Annotated in this window: 18 protein-coding genes, 1 tRNA gene and 2 pseudogenes; 11 read left to right on the top strand and 10 right to left on the bottom strand. The window is 71.3% G+C overall.

The features are described from left to right. Positions 1–67 precede the first annotated feature (67 nt). Positions 68–1,513, bottom strand: a complete 1,446-nt coding sequence (locus ACFW9Z_RS33005; RefSeq protein ID WP_384646676.1) for a glyceraldehyde-3-phosphate dehydrogenase — start codon at positions 1,511–1,513, stop codon at positions 68–70. A 358-nt stretch (positions 1,514–1,871) separates the two neighbouring features. Here ACFW9Z_RS33005 and ACFW9Z_RS33000 point away from each other — a divergent pair, with 358 nt between their 5' ends. From ACFW9Z_RS33000 to ACFW9Z_RS32980, 5 genes are read left to right on the top strand one after another with little or no spacing between them, the layout of a single operon-like run. Further along, positions 1,872–3,989, top strand: coding sequence for an ATP-binding protein (locus tag ACFW9Z_RS33000; protein ID WP_384646674.1), 2,118 nt, complete (start codon positions 1,872–1,874; stop codon positions 3,987–3,989). 5 nt (positions 3,990–3,994) lie between these two features. Further along, positions 3,995–4,429 (top strand): roadblock/LC7 domain-containing protein, encoded by a 435-nt coding sequence (locus ACFW9Z_RS32995; RefSeq protein ID WP_384646672.1) that lies wholly within the window; start codon positions 3,995–3,997, stop codon positions 4,427–4,429. A 2-nt stretch (positions 4,430–4,431) separates the two neighbouring features. Beyond that, complete coding sequence (locus ACFW9Z_RS32990) at positions 4,432–4,803, top strand: DUF742 domain-containing protein (protein ID WP_384646723.1); 372 nt, start codon at positions 4,432–4,434, stop codon at positions 4,801–4,803. Then, positions 4,781–5,404 carry an ATP/GTP-binding protein gene (locus ACFW9Z_RS32985; protein WP_384646670.1) on the top strand — a complete coding sequence of 208 codons (624 nt, stop codon included), beginning with the start codon at positions 4,781–4,783 and terminating at the stop codon, positions 5,402–5,404. The genes ACFW9Z_RS32990 and ACFW9Z_RS32985 overlap by 23 nt, the downstream gene beginning before the upstream one ends. Continuing rightward, positions 5,401–5,985 (top strand): GAF domain-containing protein, encoded by a 585-nt coding sequence (locus ACFW9Z_RS32980; RefSeq protein ID WP_384646668.1) that lies wholly within the window; start codon positions 5,401–5,403, stop codon positions 5,983–5,985. Before ACFW9Z_RS32985 ends, ACFW9Z_RS32980 begins: the two co-directional genes overlap by 4 nt. Before the next feature lie 146 nt (positions 5,986–6,131). Here the strand turns inward: ACFW9Z_RS32980 and ACFW9Z_RS32975 are convergent, their stop codons facing one another. Beyond that, positions 6,132–6,890: a TetR/AcrR family transcriptional regulator gene (locus ACFW9Z_RS32975; protein WP_384646666.1), complete on the bottom strand. Its 759-nt coding sequence runs from the start codon at positions 6,888–6,890 to the stop codon at positions 6,132–6,134. 180 nt (positions 6,891–7,070) lie between these two features. Here ACFW9Z_RS32975 and ACFW9Z_RS32970 point away from each other — a divergent pair, with 180 nt between their 5' ends. Next, positions 7,071–8,021 (top strand): NAD-dependent epimerase/dehydratase family protein, encoded by a 951-nt coding sequence (locus tag ACFW9Z_RS32970; RefSeq protein WP_384646664.1) that lies wholly within the window; start codon positions 7,071–7,073, stop codon positions 8,019–8,021. A gap of 167 nt (positions 8,022–8,188) precedes the next feature. After that, entirely contained in the window at positions 8,189–8,572 is a 384-nt protein-coding gene (locus ACFW9Z_RS32965) for an MmcQ/YjbR family DNA-binding protein (protein ID WP_384646662.1), read from the top strand. A gap of 207 nt (positions 8,573–8,779) precedes the next feature. Here ACFW9Z_RS32965 and ACFW9Z_RS32960 read toward each other — a convergent pair. Further along, positions 8,780–9,346, bottom strand: a pseudogene (locus ACFW9Z_RS32960) (transketolase); the annotation flags it as partial. Between the two features lie 293 nt (positions 9,347–9,639). Here ACFW9Z_RS32960 and ACFW9Z_RS32955 point away from each other — a divergent pair. After that, entirely contained in the window at positions 9,640–10,113 is a 474-nt protein-coding gene (locus tag ACFW9Z_RS32955) for a hypothetical protein (RefSeq protein WP_384646660.1), read from the top strand. Beyond that, positions 10,103–10,264, top strand: coding sequence for a hypothetical protein (locus ACFW9Z_RS32950; protein WP_384646658.1), 162 nt, complete (start codon positions 10,103–10,105; stop codon positions 10,262–10,264). The genes ACFW9Z_RS32955 and ACFW9Z_RS32950 overlap by 11 nt, the downstream gene beginning before the upstream one ends. 117 nt (positions 10,265–10,381) lie before the next feature. On the opposite strand, the gene ACFW9Z_RS32945 is transcribed toward ACFW9Z_RS32950, so the two are convergent. From ACFW9Z_RS32945 to ACFW9Z_RS32935, 3 genes and pseudogenes are all read right to left on the bottom strand, one after another. After that, complete coding sequence (locus ACFW9Z_RS32945) at positions 10,382–11,569, bottom strand: hypothetical protein (RefSeq protein WP_384646656.1); 1,188 nt, start codon at positions 11,567–11,569, stop codon at positions 10,382–10,384. 82 nt (positions 11,570–11,651) lie between these two features. Further along, positions 11,652–11,993, bottom strand: coding sequence for a hypothetical protein (locus ACFW9Z_RS32940; protein WP_384646654.1), 342 nt, complete (start codon positions 11,991–11,993; stop codon positions 11,652–11,654). A 335-nt stretch (positions 11,994–12,328) separates the two neighbouring features. Next, positions 12,329–12,874: pseudogene (locus ACFW9Z_RS32935) on the bottom strand (transketolase); the annotation flags it as partial. 127 nt (positions 12,875–13,001) lie between these two features. Between ACFW9Z_RS32935 and ACFW9Z_RS32930 the strand changes: the two are divergent. Next, positions 13,002–13,075 (top strand) — tRNA-Pro (locus ACFW9Z_RS32930). Positions 13,076–13,220: 145 nt separating this feature from the next. Here ACFW9Z_RS32930 and ACFW9Z_RS32925 read toward each other — a convergent pair. Next, a complete protein-coding gene (locus ACFW9Z_RS32925) occupies positions 13,221–13,721 on the bottom strand; it encodes an ATP-binding protein (RefSeq protein ID WP_384646652.1) in 501 nt (166 codons plus the stop codon). Between the two features lie 229 nt (positions 13,722–13,950). On the opposite strand from ACFW9Z_RS32925, the gene ACFW9Z_RS32920 reads away from it, so the two are divergent. After that, positions 13,951–16,017 (top strand): phosphocholine-specific phospholipase C, encoded by a 2,067-nt coding sequence (locus ACFW9Z_RS32920; protein ID WP_384646650.1) that lies wholly within the window; start codon positions 13,951–13,953, stop codon positions 16,015–16,017. A gap of 105 nt (positions 16,018–16,122) precedes the next feature. Here ACFW9Z_RS32920 and ACFW9Z_RS32915 read toward each other — a convergent pair whose 3' ends face one another. From ACFW9Z_RS32915 to ACFW9Z_RS32905, 3 genes are all read right to left on the bottom strand, one after another. Continuing rightward, positions 16,123–17,049: a DUF2510 domain-containing protein gene (locus ACFW9Z_RS32915; RefSeq protein WP_384646721.1), complete on the bottom strand. Its 927-nt coding sequence runs from the start codon at positions 17,047–17,049 to the stop codon at positions 16,123–16,125. A gap of 155 nt (positions 17,050–17,204) precedes the next feature. Beyond that, complete coding sequence (locus ACFW9Z_RS32910) at positions 17,205–17,894, bottom strand: response regulator (protein ID WP_384646648.1); 690 nt, start codon at positions 17,892–17,894, stop codon at positions 17,205–17,207. 2 nt (positions 17,895–17,896) lie between these two features. Beyond that, positions 17,897–18,850: a HAMP domain-containing sensor histidine kinase gene (locus ACFW9Z_RS32905; RefSeq protein ID WP_384646646.1), complete on the bottom strand. Its 954-nt coding sequence runs from the start codon at positions 18,848–18,850 to the stop codon at positions 17,897–17,899. Positions 18,851–19,184: the final 334 nt, after the last annotated feature.

The raw sequence follows: 19,184 nt of genomic DNA, 5'->3' as shown, positions 1-19,184 counted from the left end.
CGGAGGTGCCGGCCCGTGAAGCCGTGCGGTGGTGCGGTCCTCTCCTGGCGGAGGGGCCCTCTCCCGGTCAGACGGCCGGGGCCGGGTATGTGGGGTACTCCACGCCGGAGACGTGCTGGACGACCCGGATGACCTGGCACGAGTAGCCGAACTCGTTGTCGTACCAGAGGTAGAGGATCGCGTTGTCGCCGTCGACCTTGGTGGCGCCCGCGTCGACGATCGAGGCGTGGCGCGAGCCGATGAAGTCGCTGGAGACCGCGTCGGGGGCGCTGATGAAGTCGATCTGACGCTTGAGCGGCGAGGCCAGCGAGACGTTACGGAGGTAGTCGAGGACCTCCTCGCGGGTGGCCTCACGGCCCAGCCGCAGGCTCAGGATCGCGATCGAGACGTCCGGCACCGGGACGCGGATGGAGCTGCCGGTGATCGGCGCGTCCAGGTCGGGCAGCGCCTTGGCCACGGCGGATGCGGCGCCGGTCTCGGTGATGACCATGTTCAGCGCTGCCGAGCGGCCGCGACGGTCGGAGCTGTGGTAGTTGTCCAGCAGGTTCTGGTCGTTGGTGTACGAGTGGACGGTCTCCACGTGGCCGCGCAGGACGCCGTACTCGTCCGCCATCGCCTTGAGCGGCGGGACGATCGCGTTGGTGGTGCAGGACGCGCAGGACAGGATCTGCTCGTCGTCCTTGATCGTGTCGTGGTTGACGCCGTGCACGATGTTGGGGACGTCGCCCTTGCCCGGGGCGGTCAGGACCACCTTGGCGATGCCGGGGCGCAGGTGGTTGGAGAGCCCCTCGCGGTCGCGCCACCTGCCGGTGTTGTCGATCAGGATCGCGTCCTTGATCCCGTACTCGGTGTAGTCCACCGAGGTCGGGTCGTCGGAGTAGATCACCTTGATCTCGTTGCCGTTGGCGATGATCTTGCTGTTCGCCTCGTCGACGGTGATCGTGCCCGAGAACTGGCCGTGGATCGAGTCGCGCCGCAGCAGTGAGGCGCGCTTGACGATGTCCTGGCCGGAGCCCTTGCGTACGACGATGGCGCGCAGCCGCAGTCCGTTGCCGGAGCCGGCCTTTTCGATGAGGAGCCGGGCGATGAGGCGGCCGATACGGCCGAAGCCGTAGAGGACGACATCGCGCGACTCGCGGCGGTCGATCTTGTTGGCGCCGGTCGCCCCGGCGACGGCCTCGGCGGTGAACTCCTCCACCGTCAGACCGCGGCCGTCGGTGCGGAACGTCGCGGCCAGCATGCCGATGTCGATCTGGGAGGGGCCGAGATCCAGCGTCGTCAGTGCCTTGAGGAACGGCATCGTCTCGGTGACGGACAGCTCCTCACCGGCGATCTGCCGGGCGAAGCGGTGGGTCTTGAGGATGCTGACCACCGACTTGTTCACCAGGGAGCGGCTGTGCAGCAGGACGTTCACGTCCTGCTCACGGTGCAGCTTCCCGATGATCGGGATCATCGACTCCGCGATCTCCTCGCGGTGCATCCAGTTGGTGAACGAGTCGTCATTGACAGTCACGTGTTTATCTTTCGAGCTAGGCGGCGCTCATATGGTAGCCGCACCGGTCCGATCATCGTTCAGGTGGTCCCGTCCGGAGCCCCGGGGGTGGGGGCGGTCCGGGGTCAATGCGGAGTAATCGGGCGCCCGTGCGAGAGGTCATACCAGAGCGGGACGGATGGCGGGCAAGTTCTACAACTGCCCGTCGCACACAGGTCGGTCGCGACTACCGTGTGTGCTCGGTGATCAACGCGGGGCTCCCACGCTTTCCTTCGGGCCTGCCCGGCCGATGACCCGAGTCCGACCGACCCCGTAGGTGCCACCGCAAGAAAGCCGACAGGAACGCCGATTCCTGGTGCCCCCTGTACCGAGGACGCTGATGTCTCAACTTCGCGCACCCGCCGCGCGACCGGACCGCCGCGAGGGCGGGCGCCACGGCCGCCCCGGCGCGCGCGCCCACTCGGCCACGAGCAGGCCGCGTGCCGCACAGCCTTCCGTCGAGTCCCGCATACGCCCCCAGTTGCTGCGCACCGCACTGCTGCCGACCATCGCCGCCCTGCTCAGCGGCGCGGCAGCCGTCATCTTCACGATCCGCGACGGCGCCGTCGACCCGTCCCCGAGCCTGTGGGCCGCGCTCGGCGGATCGGCCGCCCTGGCCGTCGCCGCCGTCGCCGCCGCCTACCTCGGCGCCCACCGCGTGGCCGGGGGCGTCCTCGACCGGGCGCTGTCGCTCCGCCGCGCCAGCGCCCAGGGCCAGGCCGAGATCCAGCGGGCGGTGGAGCAGCTCCGCGCCGGAGAGCCCGTCACCACCCGGCGCCCCCCGCCGCCGCCCGCCTCCGAGGGCGACGCCTTCGACCTGCTCGCCCAGGAGATGGGACGGGCCCAGGACGCCGCGGTGGCCGCCGTCGTCCAGGCCTCGCAGCTCTTCAGCTCCGCGGGCAACGAGCAGAAGGTCGAGGTCTTCGTCAACCTCGCGCGGCGGCTGCAGTCCCTGGTCCACCGCGAGATCCAGATCCTCGACGAGCTGGAACACGAGGTCGAGGACCCCGATCTGCTCAAGGGCCTCTTCCACGTCGACCACCTGGCCACCCGCATCCGCCGCCACGCGGAGAACCTCGCCGTCCTCGGCGGGGCCGTCTCCCGGCGCCAGTGGAGCAACCCGGTCACCATGACCGAGGTGCTGCGCTCGGCCATCGCGGAGGTCGAGCAGTACCCCCGGGTCAAGCTGGTCCCGCCGATGGAGGGCACCCTGCGCGGCCACGCCGTCGCCGACGTGATCCACCTGCTGGCCGAACTGGTCGAGAACGCCACGGTGTTCTCCGCCCCGCACACCCAGGTCCTGCTGCGCGTCCAGCGCGTCACCGCCGGTCTCGCCCTGGAGGTGGAGGACCGCGGCCTCGGGATGCCGGACCACGAGCAGAACCGGATGAACGCCCTCCTCTCCGACCCCGACCAGGTCAACGTCGCCCACCTGCTCCAGGACGGCCGGATCGGTCTGTTCGTCGTCTCGGCCCTGGCCCGCCGCCACGGCATCGCGGTCCGCCTCCAGAGCAACATCTACGGCGGCACGCAGGCGGTGCTCGTCCTGCCGCAGAACCTCCTCGGGACCGACCCCGACACCGCCACCGCGCCCGGCGCCGCCCCCGTACCGCCGCCCGGAGCCGTGCACCGGCCGCCCGCCCAGGACGGGCCGCCCGTACCCCCGCCCGTACAGGCGGGCCGTACGCCTGCGGTCCACGCGGCCCCCGGCGGGGTGCCCGCCGGTCACCCGCGCGACGCCCAGGCGCCGGGTTCGCACGCCCATGCCGCGCCGGAGAGCCGTCCGCAGCAGCCGCGCGGCGAGGCCCCGCCCCTTCCCCTGCGCGCCGAGCGGACCGATCGGCCCGCACCGCCCGCGTCGGCTCCCGACCGGCCCGCGCCCGCCGCATCCGCCTCCGACCGGCCCGTAACGGCCGCGTCCGCCATGTCCGCCCCCGACCGGCCCGTACCGGCCCAGTCCGCCGCGTCCGTCCCCGACCGGTCCGCGCCGCCCGCCTTCATCCCGGAGCGGGTCGACCGCCCCGCCCCGCCCGCCGCCCGCCCCGAGCTGCCCAAGCGGGCCAACCAGGAACACCTCGTCCCGCAGTTGCGGGAGGCGCCCGCACCCCGGGTCGAGGACGAGCACGCCCTCCACGATCCGGGTCTCATGGCCGCCTTCCGGCGCGGTGTCGACCTCGCCGAGGCACAGAACGCCCAGGAGGAGGAGAACGGCACCGGTTACGGCGGCCGCAGCGGTACGCCCTCCGCGCTCGACGCCCCCCTGGAGACCCTCGCCCCCCTCCCCGTACGCGGAGCCACCACCACCCCCGTACGCGGAGCCGCCACCCCGCCCGGAGCGCCCGCGCACCCCGGCCACCACCCGCAGACCGCCCGCCCGGCCCAGGCGTTTCCGGCCGACCCCTTCCTGCCGGGCCACGCCGTGCCGGAACCCCGTAAAGACACGACCTTCAAGGAGTAGACACGATGGCGAGCGACATGGCGTCCGGTCAGGTCTCGGACCTGGACTGGCTGCTGAGCGGACTGGTCCAACGCGTGCCCTACACACGCAGCGCGGTACTTCTCTCCGCCGACGGGCTGGTGAAATCCGTCCACGGCATGGACCCGGACAGCGCCGACCACATGGCCGCCCTGGCCGCCGGGCTGTACTCCCTCGGCCGCAGTGCCGGGGCGCGTTTCGGGGACAACGGTGACGTACGGCAGGTGGTCGTCGAACTCGACTCCACGCTCCTGTTCGTCTCCACCGCGGGCTCCGGCACCTGTCTCGCTGTCCTGGCCGGACGCGAGGCGGACGCGGCGGTGCTCGGCTACGAGATGGCGATGCTGGTCAAGAGCGTCCGCCCCTATCTGATGACCCCGCTCCGGCAGCCGGCCGGGACGCCGTTCACCCCGGGGCTGTGAGGATGCCGGCCCCGCAGGACGGGCCCCTGCTCGACGACGCGGCCGGCCGGCTGATCCGCCCGTACACCGTCAGCAACGGCCGGACCCGGCCGTCCACCGGATTCGATCTGCTCTCCCTGGTCATGGCCACGGGCATCGAACCCGACATCCACCTCGGCCCCGAACACACCGTGGCCCTCGGGCTGTGCGAGGGGCCCATGTCCGTCGCCGAGATCGCCGCACACCTCAAGCTGCCCGCGGTCGTCACCAAGGTCCTCCTCTCCGACCTGGTCGACTGCGGCGCGGTCACCGCGCACGCCCCGGCTTTCCACGACACACCCACCGACCGATCCCTGCTGGAGGCAGTGCTCGATGGTTTACGACGACAGCTCTGACCGTACCGGAACCACCGAGTTCTTCCCCGTGGCCCTCAAGGTCCTGGTCGCGGGCGGATTCGGCGTCGGCAAGACGACCTTCGTGGGCGCGGTCAGCGAGATCGCCCCGCTGAGCACCGAGGAGCTGCTGACCCAGGTCAGCGTGGGCACCGACAACCTGGAGGGCGTCGAGTCCAAGACGGCCACCACCGTGGCGATGGACTTCGGCCGCATCACCCTCTCCGAACAGCACGTCCTGTACCTGTTCGGGACGCCGGGCCAGGAACGGTTCTGGTTCATGTGGGACGAGCTCTCCCAGGGCGCCCTCGGCGCCGTGGTGCTCGCCGACACCCGGCGGCTGGCGGAGTGCTTCGCCGCCGTGGACTTCTTCGAGCGGCGCGGCATCGGCTTCATCGTCGCGGTCAACGAGTTCGACGGCGCCTACCGCTACGAACCCGACGAGATCCGGGCCGCGCTCGACCTCGGACCCGAGGTGCCCGTGGTCCTGTGCGACGCCCGGATCGCCAGCTCCAGTACGGGGGCGCTGGTCACCCTCGTACAGCATCTGATCAACGCCACCTCGGCGCCCGCACCGCTCCAGGCCTTCGGGGCCCACCAGTGACGTCCTTCGCCACCGGCCGGATGCTGCTGACCCCCGCCGACCGGGACGGCCCGGCCCGCGCGGAACGGCTGCGGAGGCTGGATCTCGGGGAACGCCCCGACGCCTCGTTCGACGACTTCGACGCCTTTGCCGACAGGGTGGCCGAAGTGACCGCATCGCCCTTCTCCATGGTCAACTTCATCGACGAGAACCGGCAGTTCTTCGCCGGACTGCACACCCCGGCCGGGAACCGCGGCGGCCAGGAGCTCGGGGCCGTCGCGGCGGGCGGCCACCGCGGCGCCCGGTACATGGCCCGTGACCACGGCTACTGCCCGCATGTGGTCGTGCGGCGCAAGGCCCTGGTCCTGGAGGACGTCTGCGACTATCCACGGTTCGCCGGAAATCCGGTGGTCGACGACATAGGCGTCCGCTCCTACCTCGGCGCCCCGCTCATCGACCGTACGGGGATCGCTCTCGGGACCGTCTGCGCGGTCGACACCGTGCCGCGCCCCTGGGGACGTGCGGGGCTGGACACCATCAAGTCCCTCGCCCAGGAGCTCGTCCGGCAGATCGACCACCGGGAGGGCTACCGGCACCCCTGACCGGCACCCCTGACAGGCTTCCCAGACCGGCACCCCTGACCGGCTTCCCAGGGCGTACGGGGCGACTCGTGCGGCCTCACTGTGACCCGTGAGGCCTCAACCGGCCCGCCCGTCCGGCCTCCTGCGGCCTGCCCGCCCGTCCGGCCTCACTCCAGCCCGAACGCGTCCGCCAGCAGCTCCATCTGGGCGCCCAGCAGCGTCGCCCCCTGGTGCGCCATCCCGGCGAACTGACCGGCCACCTCCAGGCTCACCGACCCGTGCAACTGCGCCCAGGCCAGCACCGCGCCCGCCAGTGCCGAGGCGGCCCGGACGTCCCCGGCCGCCGTGGTCGTGCCGTCAGCGCTGCTCGGAGCCCCCGTCGCCTCCGGGGCGTACCGGGCCACCCACGCCCCCACCGACGCGTCCGCCGCGAGCCAGGCCGTCATCTCGTCCACCGTGGTGGCCACCGCGGCACCGGGTTCACCGGCGGCGAAGAGCGGCAGGAAGGGGCCCAACACCGCACGGGCCCGCTCCAGGGTGTCGGCCGGGGCGACATGGCCGGGCACCGGGGCGCCCTGGATCAGCAGATACCGGTGGGGTTCGGCGATCGCCCAGGCGCGGTACGCCTCGGCCAGATCGTGCAGTCGGGCGCGGGTGCCGTGTGCATCCCTCGTCGAGCGGGCCGCCGCCCGTGCCATGGCGGTGGCGGCATCGTCGTACGCATCCCGGATCAGGGCGTTGAGCAGGTCGTCCCGGTTGGCGAAGTAGCGGTAGAGGGCAGGGCCGGACAGCCCCATCTCCTTGGCGATCCGCGTCAGTGCGAGGGCGCCGCCGCCCTCCGCGAGCTGGCGCAGCGCCACGTCCTTGATCTCAGCGCGGGTCTGTTCCCGGTAGCGGGCGCGCGGTCCCTGCTGGGTCCGTTCCATCGCGGCACCCCTTTCACCGGCCGAGCTCACTCCTGCCTGTTATAGATTCTAACAAGCGCTATTGCGATGAATCATTGCGAGGGTTACAGTCTCTAACGGAAGTGAGTGGCTGTATCGACGTCGCGACGAGGACGACGCGGTACAGGCCGACCGCCGGACCGATCCCGAAGGGGCAACACCATGACCACCGCACCCGCACGGCACACCGTTCTCGGCTCCGGACCCGCCGGTACGGCCCTGGCCACGGAGCTGGTCCGCCGGGGCCACCCGGTCCGGCTCGTCTCCCGGTCGGGCGGCGGCCCGGCGATCGAGGGCGTCGAACGGTACGCCGCCGATGTCGCCACCCCCGAAGGGGCCCGCGCGGCCGTGGCCGGGGCCGCCGTCGTGTACCACTGCGTCAACGTCGGCTACCACCTCCAGGTGGAGGTGATGCCGAAGATCCAGGAGGCGGTCCTCGGCGCGGCCGAGCGGGAGGGGGCCCGGCTCGTCGTCCTGGACACGCTCTACCCGTACGGCGAGACGCACGGCGCGGTGATGACCGAGGACTCACCGTGGAACGCGACCACGCGCAAGGGCCGCATGCGGGCCGAGCTCGACGCCCGCTATCTCGCCGCCCACCGCGAGGGCCGGCTCGCCGTCGTCCTCGGGCGCTCCGCCGACTTCGTGGGCCCCGGGGTCCTCAATTCCACGCTCGGGGGCGCCGTCTTCCCCGCCGCCCTCACCGGCCGGCCGGTCCCCGCCCTCGGCGACATCGACCTGCCGCACAGCTACACGTACATCGGGGATGTCGCCGCCGGGCTCGCCACCCTGGGGGAGCGCCCCGAGGGCGACGGCCGGGTCTGGCACCTGCCCACCGCCCCGGCGCGCACCACCCGCCAGATCCTGGCCCTCGTCGAGGAGCGCACCGGCCGTCCGCTGGAGCTGACCGTGATCGCCGAACCCCGCCCGTTCGGCCCCTTCGACGAGGCCTTCATGGCGGAGTACGCGGAGATGTTCTACCAGCACACCGAGGCCCAGATCGTCGACTCCTCGGCCATGGAGAAGGCCTTCGGGCTGACGCCCACGCCACTGGAGGCAGCTGTCGACGCCACCCTCGCCTGGTACGGCGAACTCCTCGCCGCCCGCGGCTGAAGGGGGGGCCCGGTCTGCGGGCTTGTCCGGTTCGGTCCGAGGCGTCGCACGGTCCGGCCGGTCAGGTCCGGCCCAGGTCTGCGGCGGACGCCGGGTGGTTGTCAGTGCCGGGCGTTACGGTCGAAGCCCGGCATCGGCCGCCGGGACCACCGGATCGGAGCACCGGGATGACCGCCAGGAACGACGCCCCCGTCACCGCCGCCGAGGTGCGCTCGGCCGCGCTGTCCCTGCCCGGCACCAGCGAGAAGCTCGCGTGGGGGCAGCCCACCTTCCGGGTGGCGGGCAAGATCTTCGCCTCGCTGGGCGACGACGACACGGCCATGGGGGTGAAGTGCCCCAAGGAGGACCGGGCGGAGCTGATCGCCGCCGAGCCCGAGAAGTTCTTCCTGAAGGAGGGGCACGACGACCACTACGCCTGGATGCGGGTCCGGCTGACCGCACTGGAGGACGCCGGGGAGCTCGCCGCCATCCTCGCGGACGCCTGGTGCCAGGTCGCCCCGCGCCGGCTGCGGGCGGCGCATCCGGAGCTGGAGCGGCCGGGGGAGGGCTGAGGGGGCGCTGCCTGGTGGGGAGAGGGGCCGGGCGCTGCCCCGGGGGCACGTTGCCTCATGGGTACGTTGCCCTATGGGCACGCTGCCCCGTGGGTACGGAGTCCGTGGGGCGGAGTCTCGTGCGTACGGAGTCCTGTGCGTATGGAGTCCCTGTGCGTACGGAGCAGAGGCCGCCCGGGTCCGCCCGGCGGGGGCTTGGCCGCCGTCTCAGGCCCGCAGGAACCCCGTGATCCGCTCCCGCAGCCCCCACGGGTCGAGCCCGTGCGCCGCCAGGTGCTCGTCCATCTGCCCGTACCGCCGAAGCTCTGCGCGCCCCACCCCCAGGCCGAGCACCCGGTGCGGCAGCTCCATGAGCGCGTCGTTCGCCCGGGCCGTCGACGTGCCCGCCAGATACGGCTCCACGATCACCACATCGGCACCCGGTCCCGGACCCGCACCCAGCCCCAGCCCCGGACCCGCCCCCGAGTCCACAGCCCGGCGCAGGCCCAACGCGTCGAACGGCCGCACGGTCGTCGCGTACAGCACGCTCACGTCCAGCCCCTCGGTGGCCGCGAGGACGTTGTCGAGCATCGGGCCGACCGCGACGACGGTCCCGCCCCGCCCCTCGCGCACCACGGAGAACCCGGTGCCCGCGCCCACCGGCCGCGCCTCCCGGTTCGCCTGGAGCGAGAGGCGTACGTACACCCGGTCGTCGCCGTCCACCGCCTCCCGCAGCAGCGCCTCGGCCTCGTCCGGGTGGCCCGGGACCTTGACCGTCCAGCCGTCGAGGGTGTCGTGGCGGTCTCTAGCCACAAGCGGCTGTTGCTGGATTTCAGGTTCTGGTCCAACTTCTGTGGTGTGTCTACTCCCTGTGACTGCGACGCCGCTGTCCTGCATCCCATTGAGCACACCCGGTAGTCCCCCTGCTGCACCGCAGGTTCCGGAGCGAGGCGGTCGGGCCTCCTCAGGCCGCCAACCGCACTTGGGCCTGGGAGGCATTCGGGCAGTTCCAATACCCGACTCCACCATTAGGAAACTAGGCCTCCGGCTTCCCCGACGGCCTCGCCTTCGAAGACTGGCTGGCCCGGTTGGACACTCTCGCCGACGCACACCAGCGCCTACGTGAAGGCGAGCAGGTCAGCGGCCCAGCAGCCGAGACCTACCGGCACCGCGTCCAAGCCGCCACTCGCTTCGCCGGCCGAGTCCTGCGCACCAAGCGGCACGCCACCACCATGCTCGCCAACCCCGACCTCCAGATCTTCCCCGGCAAGGGCATGACCTGCGTCCTGGACCCCAAGCGAGCAGCCTGCCGCCTGCGCAGCGAGGAGGACAGCACCCGCCGCACACCTGACCTCGACGACTGCCGCCCGAACTGCGTCAACATCGCACGGACCGACCGCGACATCGAACAGGTCCTCGTCCAGATCGAGCGGCTACGGCCGCTCGTTGACGACCCGCTGGCCCCCGCGTTCCGACACGCCCGCGAACAGCACGAGCTCGACCGCCTGGAGCACATCGTCACCGCCCACGCCCGCACCGGAGAACCCCACGATGGCCACTGACCGCGACGCCGAAGCCGCCGCCCAGGCCCTGCGGGAGGACAACGACCGGCTTCGCGAGCGCGTCGCCGTCGAACTCCGGACCGAGCTGGACAGGCGCACCGACAGCACCACCCACCGCAGCCCCGTCCGGAGCCTGCCGACCAGGGCCTGAAGGGTGAGGCGACATGGCTGTTGAGCGCGTCCTGTGAACGAATCTTGTAGTCGACCCGTCCTGCCAGCTCCATGCTCAGCTTCAGTTTCAGTTTCCTCCGCCGTCACGCAGGCAGTTTCAGCTCAGGAGAGGATTGCCCCTGAGGTTCGCTTCCCCGCACGGCCAGGGACCCTCGGCCAGGGACCCCAGCGGTGTACGGAAGACCAGGACCTCGTTGTCCAGGGAGACGACTGCATTGCCTTCGCTCAGCAGTAGCGCACGACCGACAACCGCTCGGCTGTCATCCATGGCGAATAGCTCGTGTCCGGCGAGATCCGTGTCCACAGCGAGCAGCTTGCCGTCTCGCCAGAACACCGCGGTTCCCTCGCAGTCCATCGCGGGGTAGGACGTGTAGTAACCCGCCAGTGGCGGCCCGTCCACAAGGCTGTTGTCCGGTGCGAGCCGCCGGAAGCGTGATCGCGAAGGCAGGTTGTTTTCGAGCTCCGGGCCGCAGACGCCGCCGTTCTTGTCGACGAGCATTGCCCCATGACTGGCCCAGCGCGCGGTTTCGACACCGTCCCGGCCGAAACGGCCGGTCGTGAAGGCACCGTAACCCTGGGATCCGAGCAGGAACTGGCCAGGGCCGGCTATCGCCTTTCGGCCTGTGGGAGCGGGAGCGGTGACCGAGATGGTCGCGCCACTGTCCAGGTCGAGGAAGAACGTCCTTCCGATGCCACCCCGTGTGTCGGTGAAACTGGCTGCGATCCGGTCGGCCGATACGAGCAGTGGCTCCCAGTGATCAATGCCGATCTCCTCCGGGACCCAAGGTCTACGCGGCCGGATCTCCCATCCGGTCCGGTCTCCCATCTCCACCACACCCGGGAACGAGACAGCACCGAGCGCAATCGGCGTGGACCAGAGGCACTCCCCCTCTCTCGTGTACCGGGCCACGCGAGGCTCCGGTACAGAGGTGGGTCGGCTTCGTTCCCTACGGACCATGCGGGAGCCGCTGACCCAGGAAATGACGAACCCGTCGTCGAGGAGGACGAATGCGCCGATCTCCTCATCGGCATGGCACTCCGGGCGGGCGGTGGGCCCGGTGGAACCGTCCGGCAGAACACCTTCCAGGAGCTGACCGTCGCGGTCTGGGTAGGCGAGCCACAGCGCGCCGTCCGTGGCCAGACGGGATTGCGGCTTGCCTGTCCCGGGGTAGGTCCGCTGCCACTCCACCTTGCCTGAAAGGTCGACCCTCGTGATGACGGTCGCCAGCGGATTCGGGCCGTAACCGGTCACGGTCAGTGGCCCAGAGGGGTCGGATGTGGCCACAGCCCGGACCTGGCCCGGCATGGTGAAACGCGCTGAGAGGGGCATGCGTCCGCATCTTGCCGCATGTCTCTCCTTTCGGGGCTCAGCTGCTGAGGTCAACCACGCCCCACGCGGTGAACGGCTCGGCCTGGACATAGATCCTGCTTCCTCGGCTGACGGCGCGGCGGCGGCCGGGCAGGTGGCCGTCGGGCAGGGTGAGCAGGCCGACGTCCGTTGGCTCGACGGATGCTTCGGTGAGTTCTCCGCGGGTGAGCCGGTCCACCTCTTCGCCGTAGCCGCCGTAGAAGGCGACCCGCTCGCCGTGGATGGCCAGTGCCTTGGCGCCCCGTACCTGGTTCGGCCACACCCTCACGGGCCGGTCGGGGCGTATCTCGACGAGCGGGAAGTCGGTGTACGTGCACGCCCAGGCGGTGGTGCCCGACACGTTCAGGGCGTAGCAGTCGAAGAGGCCAGGGAGCTTGCGCCGTCGGACGTCCAGTAGATGTGGCCTGTAGGGCTCCAGCGGCGGATTCCGACCGGGTTTTCGTCGAAGTGCCCGGCCCAGATATGGCCGGCCTCGTCCACGAGCATGTGCTCGATGGCGTCCCCGACGGAGAAGGAGGAGGCCTCGCGGCCGAGCACGTCGAAGACCTGGACCTGATCCGCGTCCTCGTACCGGCGGGCGCGGGATGCTGCGACGACGAACCCGCCGTCAGGCAGGCGGTCCAGGTGCGGCCAGCGAGCCCGCACGGCGCTCAGCTCGGTGAGTTCGACGTCGCCGCCCGGATGGACGGAGACGACCAGCGCGTCGAAGGGCAGGGCATCGCCGCCGGGCTGCGGAGCGCGGTCGGCAAGCAGCCAGTGGGCGGTGCCGAAGATGCCGCCGGGCCGGCCGTGGGTGGCGGAGGAGTTGTCGATCACCAGCGTGTGCAGCTGTTCGAGACCGGCCGGTCCGGCATGGGCGATGGCCTCGTGGGTGCTGCCCTCGTCCAGCTCGGCGTCCCCCACCAGCACCCGCACCCGGGGGTCGGTGAGCACCTGGGTGCGCAGCCCGAGGACGGTCCCGACGGCCAGCGGCAGCCCGTGCCCCAGCGAGCCGCTGCCGATCTCCGCGCCCGGGACGAGCAGCCGGTCCGGGTGGTGGCCGAGCGGTGAGTCGTACGTCCCGAAGCCGCGCAGCACCCTGCTGTAGAGCACCCATAGGGCGTCCGTCGTGGAATGTGCGGCGGGGGCGTGCTTCTCGGCGCCGGTCATGAGGGTGATCAGCCGGTCGAGGTCGTGGAAGCCGGGGAGGCCGCGTACCGGGGCGGCGGTCGTATTCGTCATGCCACCGAGCGTTCAACATCAACCAAGGTTGAGGTCAAGAGGGGAAAGGGGTTCGTGACCACCTGCTCAAGTGCGGTATTGTTCTCATGCGCGTTCGGCCAGGGGAAACCCCAGGTCAGACGGGCAACGGGACGTGGCGCAGCTTGGTAGCGCACTTGACTGGGGGTCAAGGGGTCGCAGGTTCAAATCCTGTCGTCCCGACTCGTGAGAGTCGTGGTTCAGGGCCGGTATCGGAGAAATCCGAGACCGGCCCTTGTTCTTTGGGCGTTCTTCGCGTGCCCTCAGCTCCAGCCCGGCCGTGTTGAACATGCCGTACGGAACATGCCGGGCGGAACCTCATGGAGCGCTACCAGGACGTCTGACCGGCCGGGTCCCCGTTCAGGTCGTCGACCAGCGAGATCTGTACGCGGACGCGCTTGCCCACCGGATCGCGGCGCACCTCGAAGCTCTGGCAGACCAGGAGGACGATCTCCAGACCGTGCTGGCCGGTGCGCCGGGGGTCGGCCTGGGAGGCGGCGGGGAGCACGGAGCCCGAGTCCCACAGGGTGACGGTCAGCAGGTCCTCGTCCGCTTCGAGGTCCAGCAGGCACGGGCCCGGCGCGTACTTGCACACGTTCGTGGCCAGCTCGCTCACCACGAGCTGTGCGACATCCATCGCCCGCGCCGATACGGGCAGGCCGTGCAGCGACCGGGCGTCGGTGAGGAAGTCCCGTACGAAGCCCCGGGCCCGGGCGATCTCGCCCGAATCCATCTCGTACGCGGCGCTGCCCCGCACGGCGGCCGTGCGGGCCTCCCGCCCGTCCTGCCCGCTGGTGCCGCTCGTCATCAACTGCATCAACTGCTCCATGACCCATCCCCCGCCGGACCGGCCGCCCCGTGCAGCCGTCGCTCCACCCGCATACCCCCGGCCGAACGGTTCAGGCCTGATCCGTTCGAACTGTCCCGGCCCGCGGATGGCCCCCCTTGGCGGGCCGTACGGTCCGCATTCACCGGCCCGTCACGACCTCTTCCCTTCTGTTCGTTTCCCTTGGAACATTCTGTTCGCTTCTGTTCCCCCACTCCAAGAGGCCCCACGCATGAGTGAGATGAATCGGCGCCGCTTTCTCCAGCTCGCCGGTGCGACCGCGGGATTCACCGCCCTGTCGGGCAGCATCGACCGCGCCGCCGCGATCCCCGCCCACCGGGCCGCCGGGACGATCGAGGACGTCGAGCACATCGTCGTCCTGATGCAGGAAAACCGCTCCTTCGACCACTACTTCGGGGCGATGAAGGGCGTCCGCGGGTTCGGCGACCCCCGGCCCGTGACCCTGCCGAGCGGGAAGCCCGTCTGGCACCAGGCGGATGCGGCGGGCAAGGTGACGCTGCCGTTCCACCCGACCGCCGACGACCTGGGCATGCAGTTCCTCCAGGGCCTCAACCATGACTGGCCGGGCGGCCAACGGGCGTACAACGGAGGCCGTTACGACCGGTGGATACCGGCCAAGACCCCCACCACCATGGCCTACCTCACCCGTGAGGACATCCCCTTCCACTACGCGCTCGCCGACCGCTTCACCCTCTGCGACGCCTACCACTGCTCCTTCATCGGGGCCACCGACCCCAACCGCTACTACCTCTGGTCCGGTCACACCGGCAACGACGGTACGGGCGGCGGGCCGGTGCTCGGCAACGAGGAGCAGGGGTACGGCTGGCGGACGTACCCCGAGCGGCTGGAACAGGCCGGGGTCTCCTGGAAGATCTACCAGGACATCGGTGACGGACTGGACGCGGCGGGCCGCTGGGGCTGGATCAACGACGCCTACCGGGGCAACTACGGCTGTAACTCGCTGCTCTACTTCCACAACTACCGCAACGCCGAGCCCGGTGACCCGCTGTACGAGAAGGCGCGCAGGGGCACCGACGTGTCTGCCGGCGGCGGCTACTTCGACGAGATCGCCGCCGACGTACGGGCCGGAACGCTGCCGCAGATCTCCTGGGTCGCCGCCCCCGAGGCCTTCAGCGAGCACTCCAACTTCCCCTCCAACTACGGGGCCTGGTACATCGCCGGGCTGCTCGACGCCCTCACCTCCGACCCCGAGGTGTGGAGCCGTACCGCCCTGTTCATCACGTACGACGAGAACGACGGCTTCTTCGACCACGTCGTCCCGCCCTACCCGCCCGCCTCGCCCGCCCAGGGCCTGTCCACGGCCGACACCACCACGGAGATCTACCCGGGCGGACCCTCGTACGGACCCGGTCCCTACGGGCTCGGCCCGCGCGTGCCGATGTTCGTCGTCTCGCCCTGGAGCACCGGCGGTTACGTCTGCTCCGAGGTCTTCGACCACACCTCCGTGCTGCGGTTCATGGAGCAGCGCTTCGGCGTGCAGGAGCCGAACATCTCGCCCTGGCGGCGCGCGGTCTGCGGCGACCTCACCTCCGCCTTCGACTTCGGCCGCACCGCGCCCGCGCCCGACGACCTGCCGGACACCTCGGCGTACGAGCCCCCGGACCGCGAACGCCACCCCGACTACCGGCCCACCCCGCCGGCGGTCGGTGCCATGCCCGTCCAGGAGCCCGGGAGCCGGCCGACCCGGCCGCTGCCGTACGAGCCGTACGTCGACGGAGCCGTCGATCCGGCCACCGGGAAGATCGCGCTGACGTTCAGCCCCGGTACGGCCGCCGGGGCGCAGTTCTACGTCACCTCCGGCAACCGCACCGACGCCCCGTGGACGTACACCGCGAGCGCGGGCCGGACGCTCACCGACAGCTGGAACTCCGCCTGGTCCGGCGGCAGCCACGACCTCACCGCCCACGGCCCGAACGGATTCCTGCGTACGTTCCGGAGCCCGGGTGCCACCGCAGGGCCCGAGGCCACCGCGCGCCACAACGCCACCAGCGGCAACCTGGACCTGACGCTCACCAACTCCGGTGTCACGGACGCCGTACTGACGATCGTCAACGCCAGCGCCTACGGGGGAGCGGAGCAGACGGTCACCGTACGGCCGGGGGCCACCGTGTCGCGCACGGTGGACCTGCGGGCGGGGCGGCGCTGGTACGACGTGTCCGTCACCGTCGGAGGCGAGCCGGGGTTCCTGCGCCGGTTCGCGGGCCATGTGGAGACGGGGGCCGCGGGAGTCAGCGATCCGGCGACCGCGACGGGCTGAACGCGCGGGCCAACGCCACGGACTGATGCGTACGGACTGAACGGGACAGGGGCCGGGCGGGACACCGAATCGAGGTCCCGCCCGGCCCCCTGTACGCCGTGGGGCTCAGGCGGCTCCGCCGTTGCCCGCGCCCGGTGCGGCCTTGATGCCCTGGACGATCTCGTCCAGGACGGACAACTTCGGCGCGTCCTTGTTGATGTCGAAACCGGATCGGACCACGACGAGCATGTCCTTGGAGGCGGGGGAGGGAAACACCAGCGATTCCACGTAACCGTCGTCGCCCTTCTCCGTCACCACCTTCCAGCGCACCGCGTACCCCTGTCGGCCCGCCACGGTGACCGGACCGGACTTCAGCTCCTCGTGCGAGCTGACCTTCCCGTAGGCGTCCCCGCCGTAGGACTCCTCGGCGTTGACGGCGATGTCCTGCTTGGCCGCCGCCTCCGGGGTCTTGGCCGTCAGCTTCAGGGCCACGGCGGGGGCCGAGAAGATCCCTCCGCGTACGCACGTCTTGTCGGAGCCGCCGGGGCAGGGGTGCTCACCCGTCGTGAGACCGGCGCCGATCGGAGCCGACTTTCCCGTCCACCCCTTGGGCACCGGCATGCTGATCCCGGCGGCCAGGTCCGTGGCGTAGCCCGGCTCGCCGGGCGGGACCTGCTCGCCGGGGTGGCCGCTGCCGCCGTTCTCCCCGCCGTCGTCCCCGTTCCCGCCGCCGCCGCCGTCGTCCCCGTTCCCGCCGTCCGGTGCGCCGGAACCGCCGGATCCGCCGGGGGCGGAGGGGGTGGCGGACGGTGAGGTGGCCGCGGTGCCCGGCCGTCCGCCGTTGCTCTCACCCAGCAGGTAGATCCCGCCCCCGATCGCGGAGAGCACCAGGGCGCCGACGGTCACTCCGACGCCGATACGGATTCCGCGCCGACGGGCCGCAGCGGGCGACGGGCGGACGTGGCCGGTCCACTGCGCTCCGTCCCACCAGCGTTCCTGAGCGGGGCCTTTACCTGAATGCCCGGGGTCTGGGTGCCAGCCGGGCGGGGTCATCTGGGTCACGGGTGCACCTTATGCGGGAAGGGTGAGAATCACATGAACTGCCCGGTGCCTGCGATGGTCCGGGCCGACTGACCGACTGACCGACTGACCGACTGACCGACTGACCGACTGGCTGACCGACCGACCGGGCCCGGGCCCCGGGGGGCTCACGGTTCGATCAGGCCCGCGCGGATCGCGTACCGGGTGAGCTCCAGCCGGTCGCGCAGGCCGAGCTTCTGGAGCAGGTTGGCCCGGTGCCGCTCCACCGTCTTGACGCTGATGACCAGCAGCTCGGCGATCTCCTTGGAGGAGTGCCCCTCCGCGACCAGCTTCAGGATCTCCTCCTCGCGCTCGGTGATCGCCCGGGCCGGCAGCTCCTCGCCGTCCCTGGCCCGGTCGAGGAAGTTGCGGATGAGCGCGGTGACCGCCCCCGGGTAGAGGAACGGCTCGTCCCGCATCGCCGCCCGGCAGGCCTCGACCAGGTCCCGGTCGGCGACCGACTTGAGGACGTATCCGGCCGCCCCCGCCTTCAGCGCCTCGAAGAAGTACTGCTCGTTGTCGTACATCGTCAGCATCAGGATCCGCAGGCCCGGAAGGACCCGGGACAGCTCGCGTGCCGCCTGGAGCCCCGTCAGCCGGGGCATCGCGATGTCCAGAATGGCCAGATCCGGCCGTTCGGCGCGGGCCATCTCGATGGCCTCGGCACCGTCGCCCGCCTCGGCCACGACCGTGAGGTCCGGTTCGCCGTCGAGGATCAGCCGCACCCCCCGGCGTACCAGGGCGTGGTCGTCCGCCAGCAGGATCCGGGTCGGCGCGGCGGCGGGCCGGGACGGGGACGGGAAGGGGGAGTGGGGCATGGTCAGCGGCTTCCGTTCCGGACGGGCACATCGAGACGTACTTCGGTACCGCCCTGCGGGCCCGGGCCGAGGAACAGCTCGGCGCCGACCAGCAGGGCCCGCTCACGCATTCCGCGCAGTCCCGCGCCCTCGGGGGCGTCCCCGAGCCCCTGGCCGTCGTCGCGGATGCGCAGCTCCACCCCGCTCGGGCTGCGGCGGAGCGAGAGTTCGAGCCGGGAGGCACGGGCGTGGCGGACGGTGTTGGTGAGCGCTTCCTGCGCGATCCGGTAGACGACCAGCTCGGCCTCGGCGTCCAGTTCGGGCAGATCCTTGCCCGTCTGCCGACGGATGGTCAGCCCGTCGGGCTTCGGAGTCTCGGTGATGAGGGCCGTCAGCGCGCTGACCAGGCCCAGCTCCTCCAGCACCCCGGGGCGCAGCCGACGGGCGATCCGGCGGATCTCGTCCAGCGAGCCCCGGGTGATCTCCTGGACCTGCCGCAGCTCGCCGCGGAGCGGCTCGGGGGCCTGGTCGGCGACGCGCTTCAGCTCCAGCAGGACCGCCGTAAGGGTCTGCCCGACCTCGTCGTGGAGCTCCTGGGCCACCCGGCGGCGCTCGGCCTCCTGCGCGGACAGGGCGCGGGCGCTGCTGGTGGCGCGTTCGGCCTCCAGCCGGTCGAGCATCGTGTTGAACGTCTCGATCAGGGCGGCGATCTCCCCGTGCCCGGCCACCTCGGGACGCGGGCTCGGGCGCAGCAGGTCGGTCGTGGTCATCGCCCGGGTGACCCGCTGGAGCGGGGTGAGGCCCAGCCGCAGCAGGGCCGCGTTGGCGGCGAGCATGAAGGCGATCCCGCCGGTCAGGATCATCGCCTCGGTGAGCAGGACCGGTGTGGAGACGGTGATCGGGCCGAGCAGCAGCAAGGCGCCCGCGGCGACCAGCACAGCGGCGTTGAGCAGGAAGATCCGCCAGAAGAGGGACAAGGGAGCACGGCCTCCATCGGGCGTCGGAAGGGTTCGCGGTTGTTCGCGGACGGTGATGGACTGATGGACGTTCGCGGGTGTTCATGGACGTTTACAGGTGTTCATGGGCCTTCGCGCGCGGGTGCCTGCGGGCGTTGACAGCCTCCACTATCGTCGCTGCGCGCGGGAAGCACGCCGTCGCCCGGGCGCCCCCGCCCGCCGGTGGTGGCGCGCACGGCCCGCCGCACATCTACATGGTGCACGGCCCGGATATGGGTGCTGCCCCCGATGGCCCTTCCCGGCACCCCCGTCGATCATGAACTCAGGGCCCCGGGGGCCCTGCCCGTGCCGTATC

Origin of the sequence: Streptomyces sp. NPDC059452 (assembly GCF_042750035.1) — a bacterium.
Classification (GTDB): Bacteria; Actinomycetota; Actinomycetes; order Streptomycetales; family Streptomycetaceae; genus Streptomyces.
Note: the sequence above shows the minus strand (reverse complement) of the source record. Positions and strands in the feature narration are given on the sequence as shown.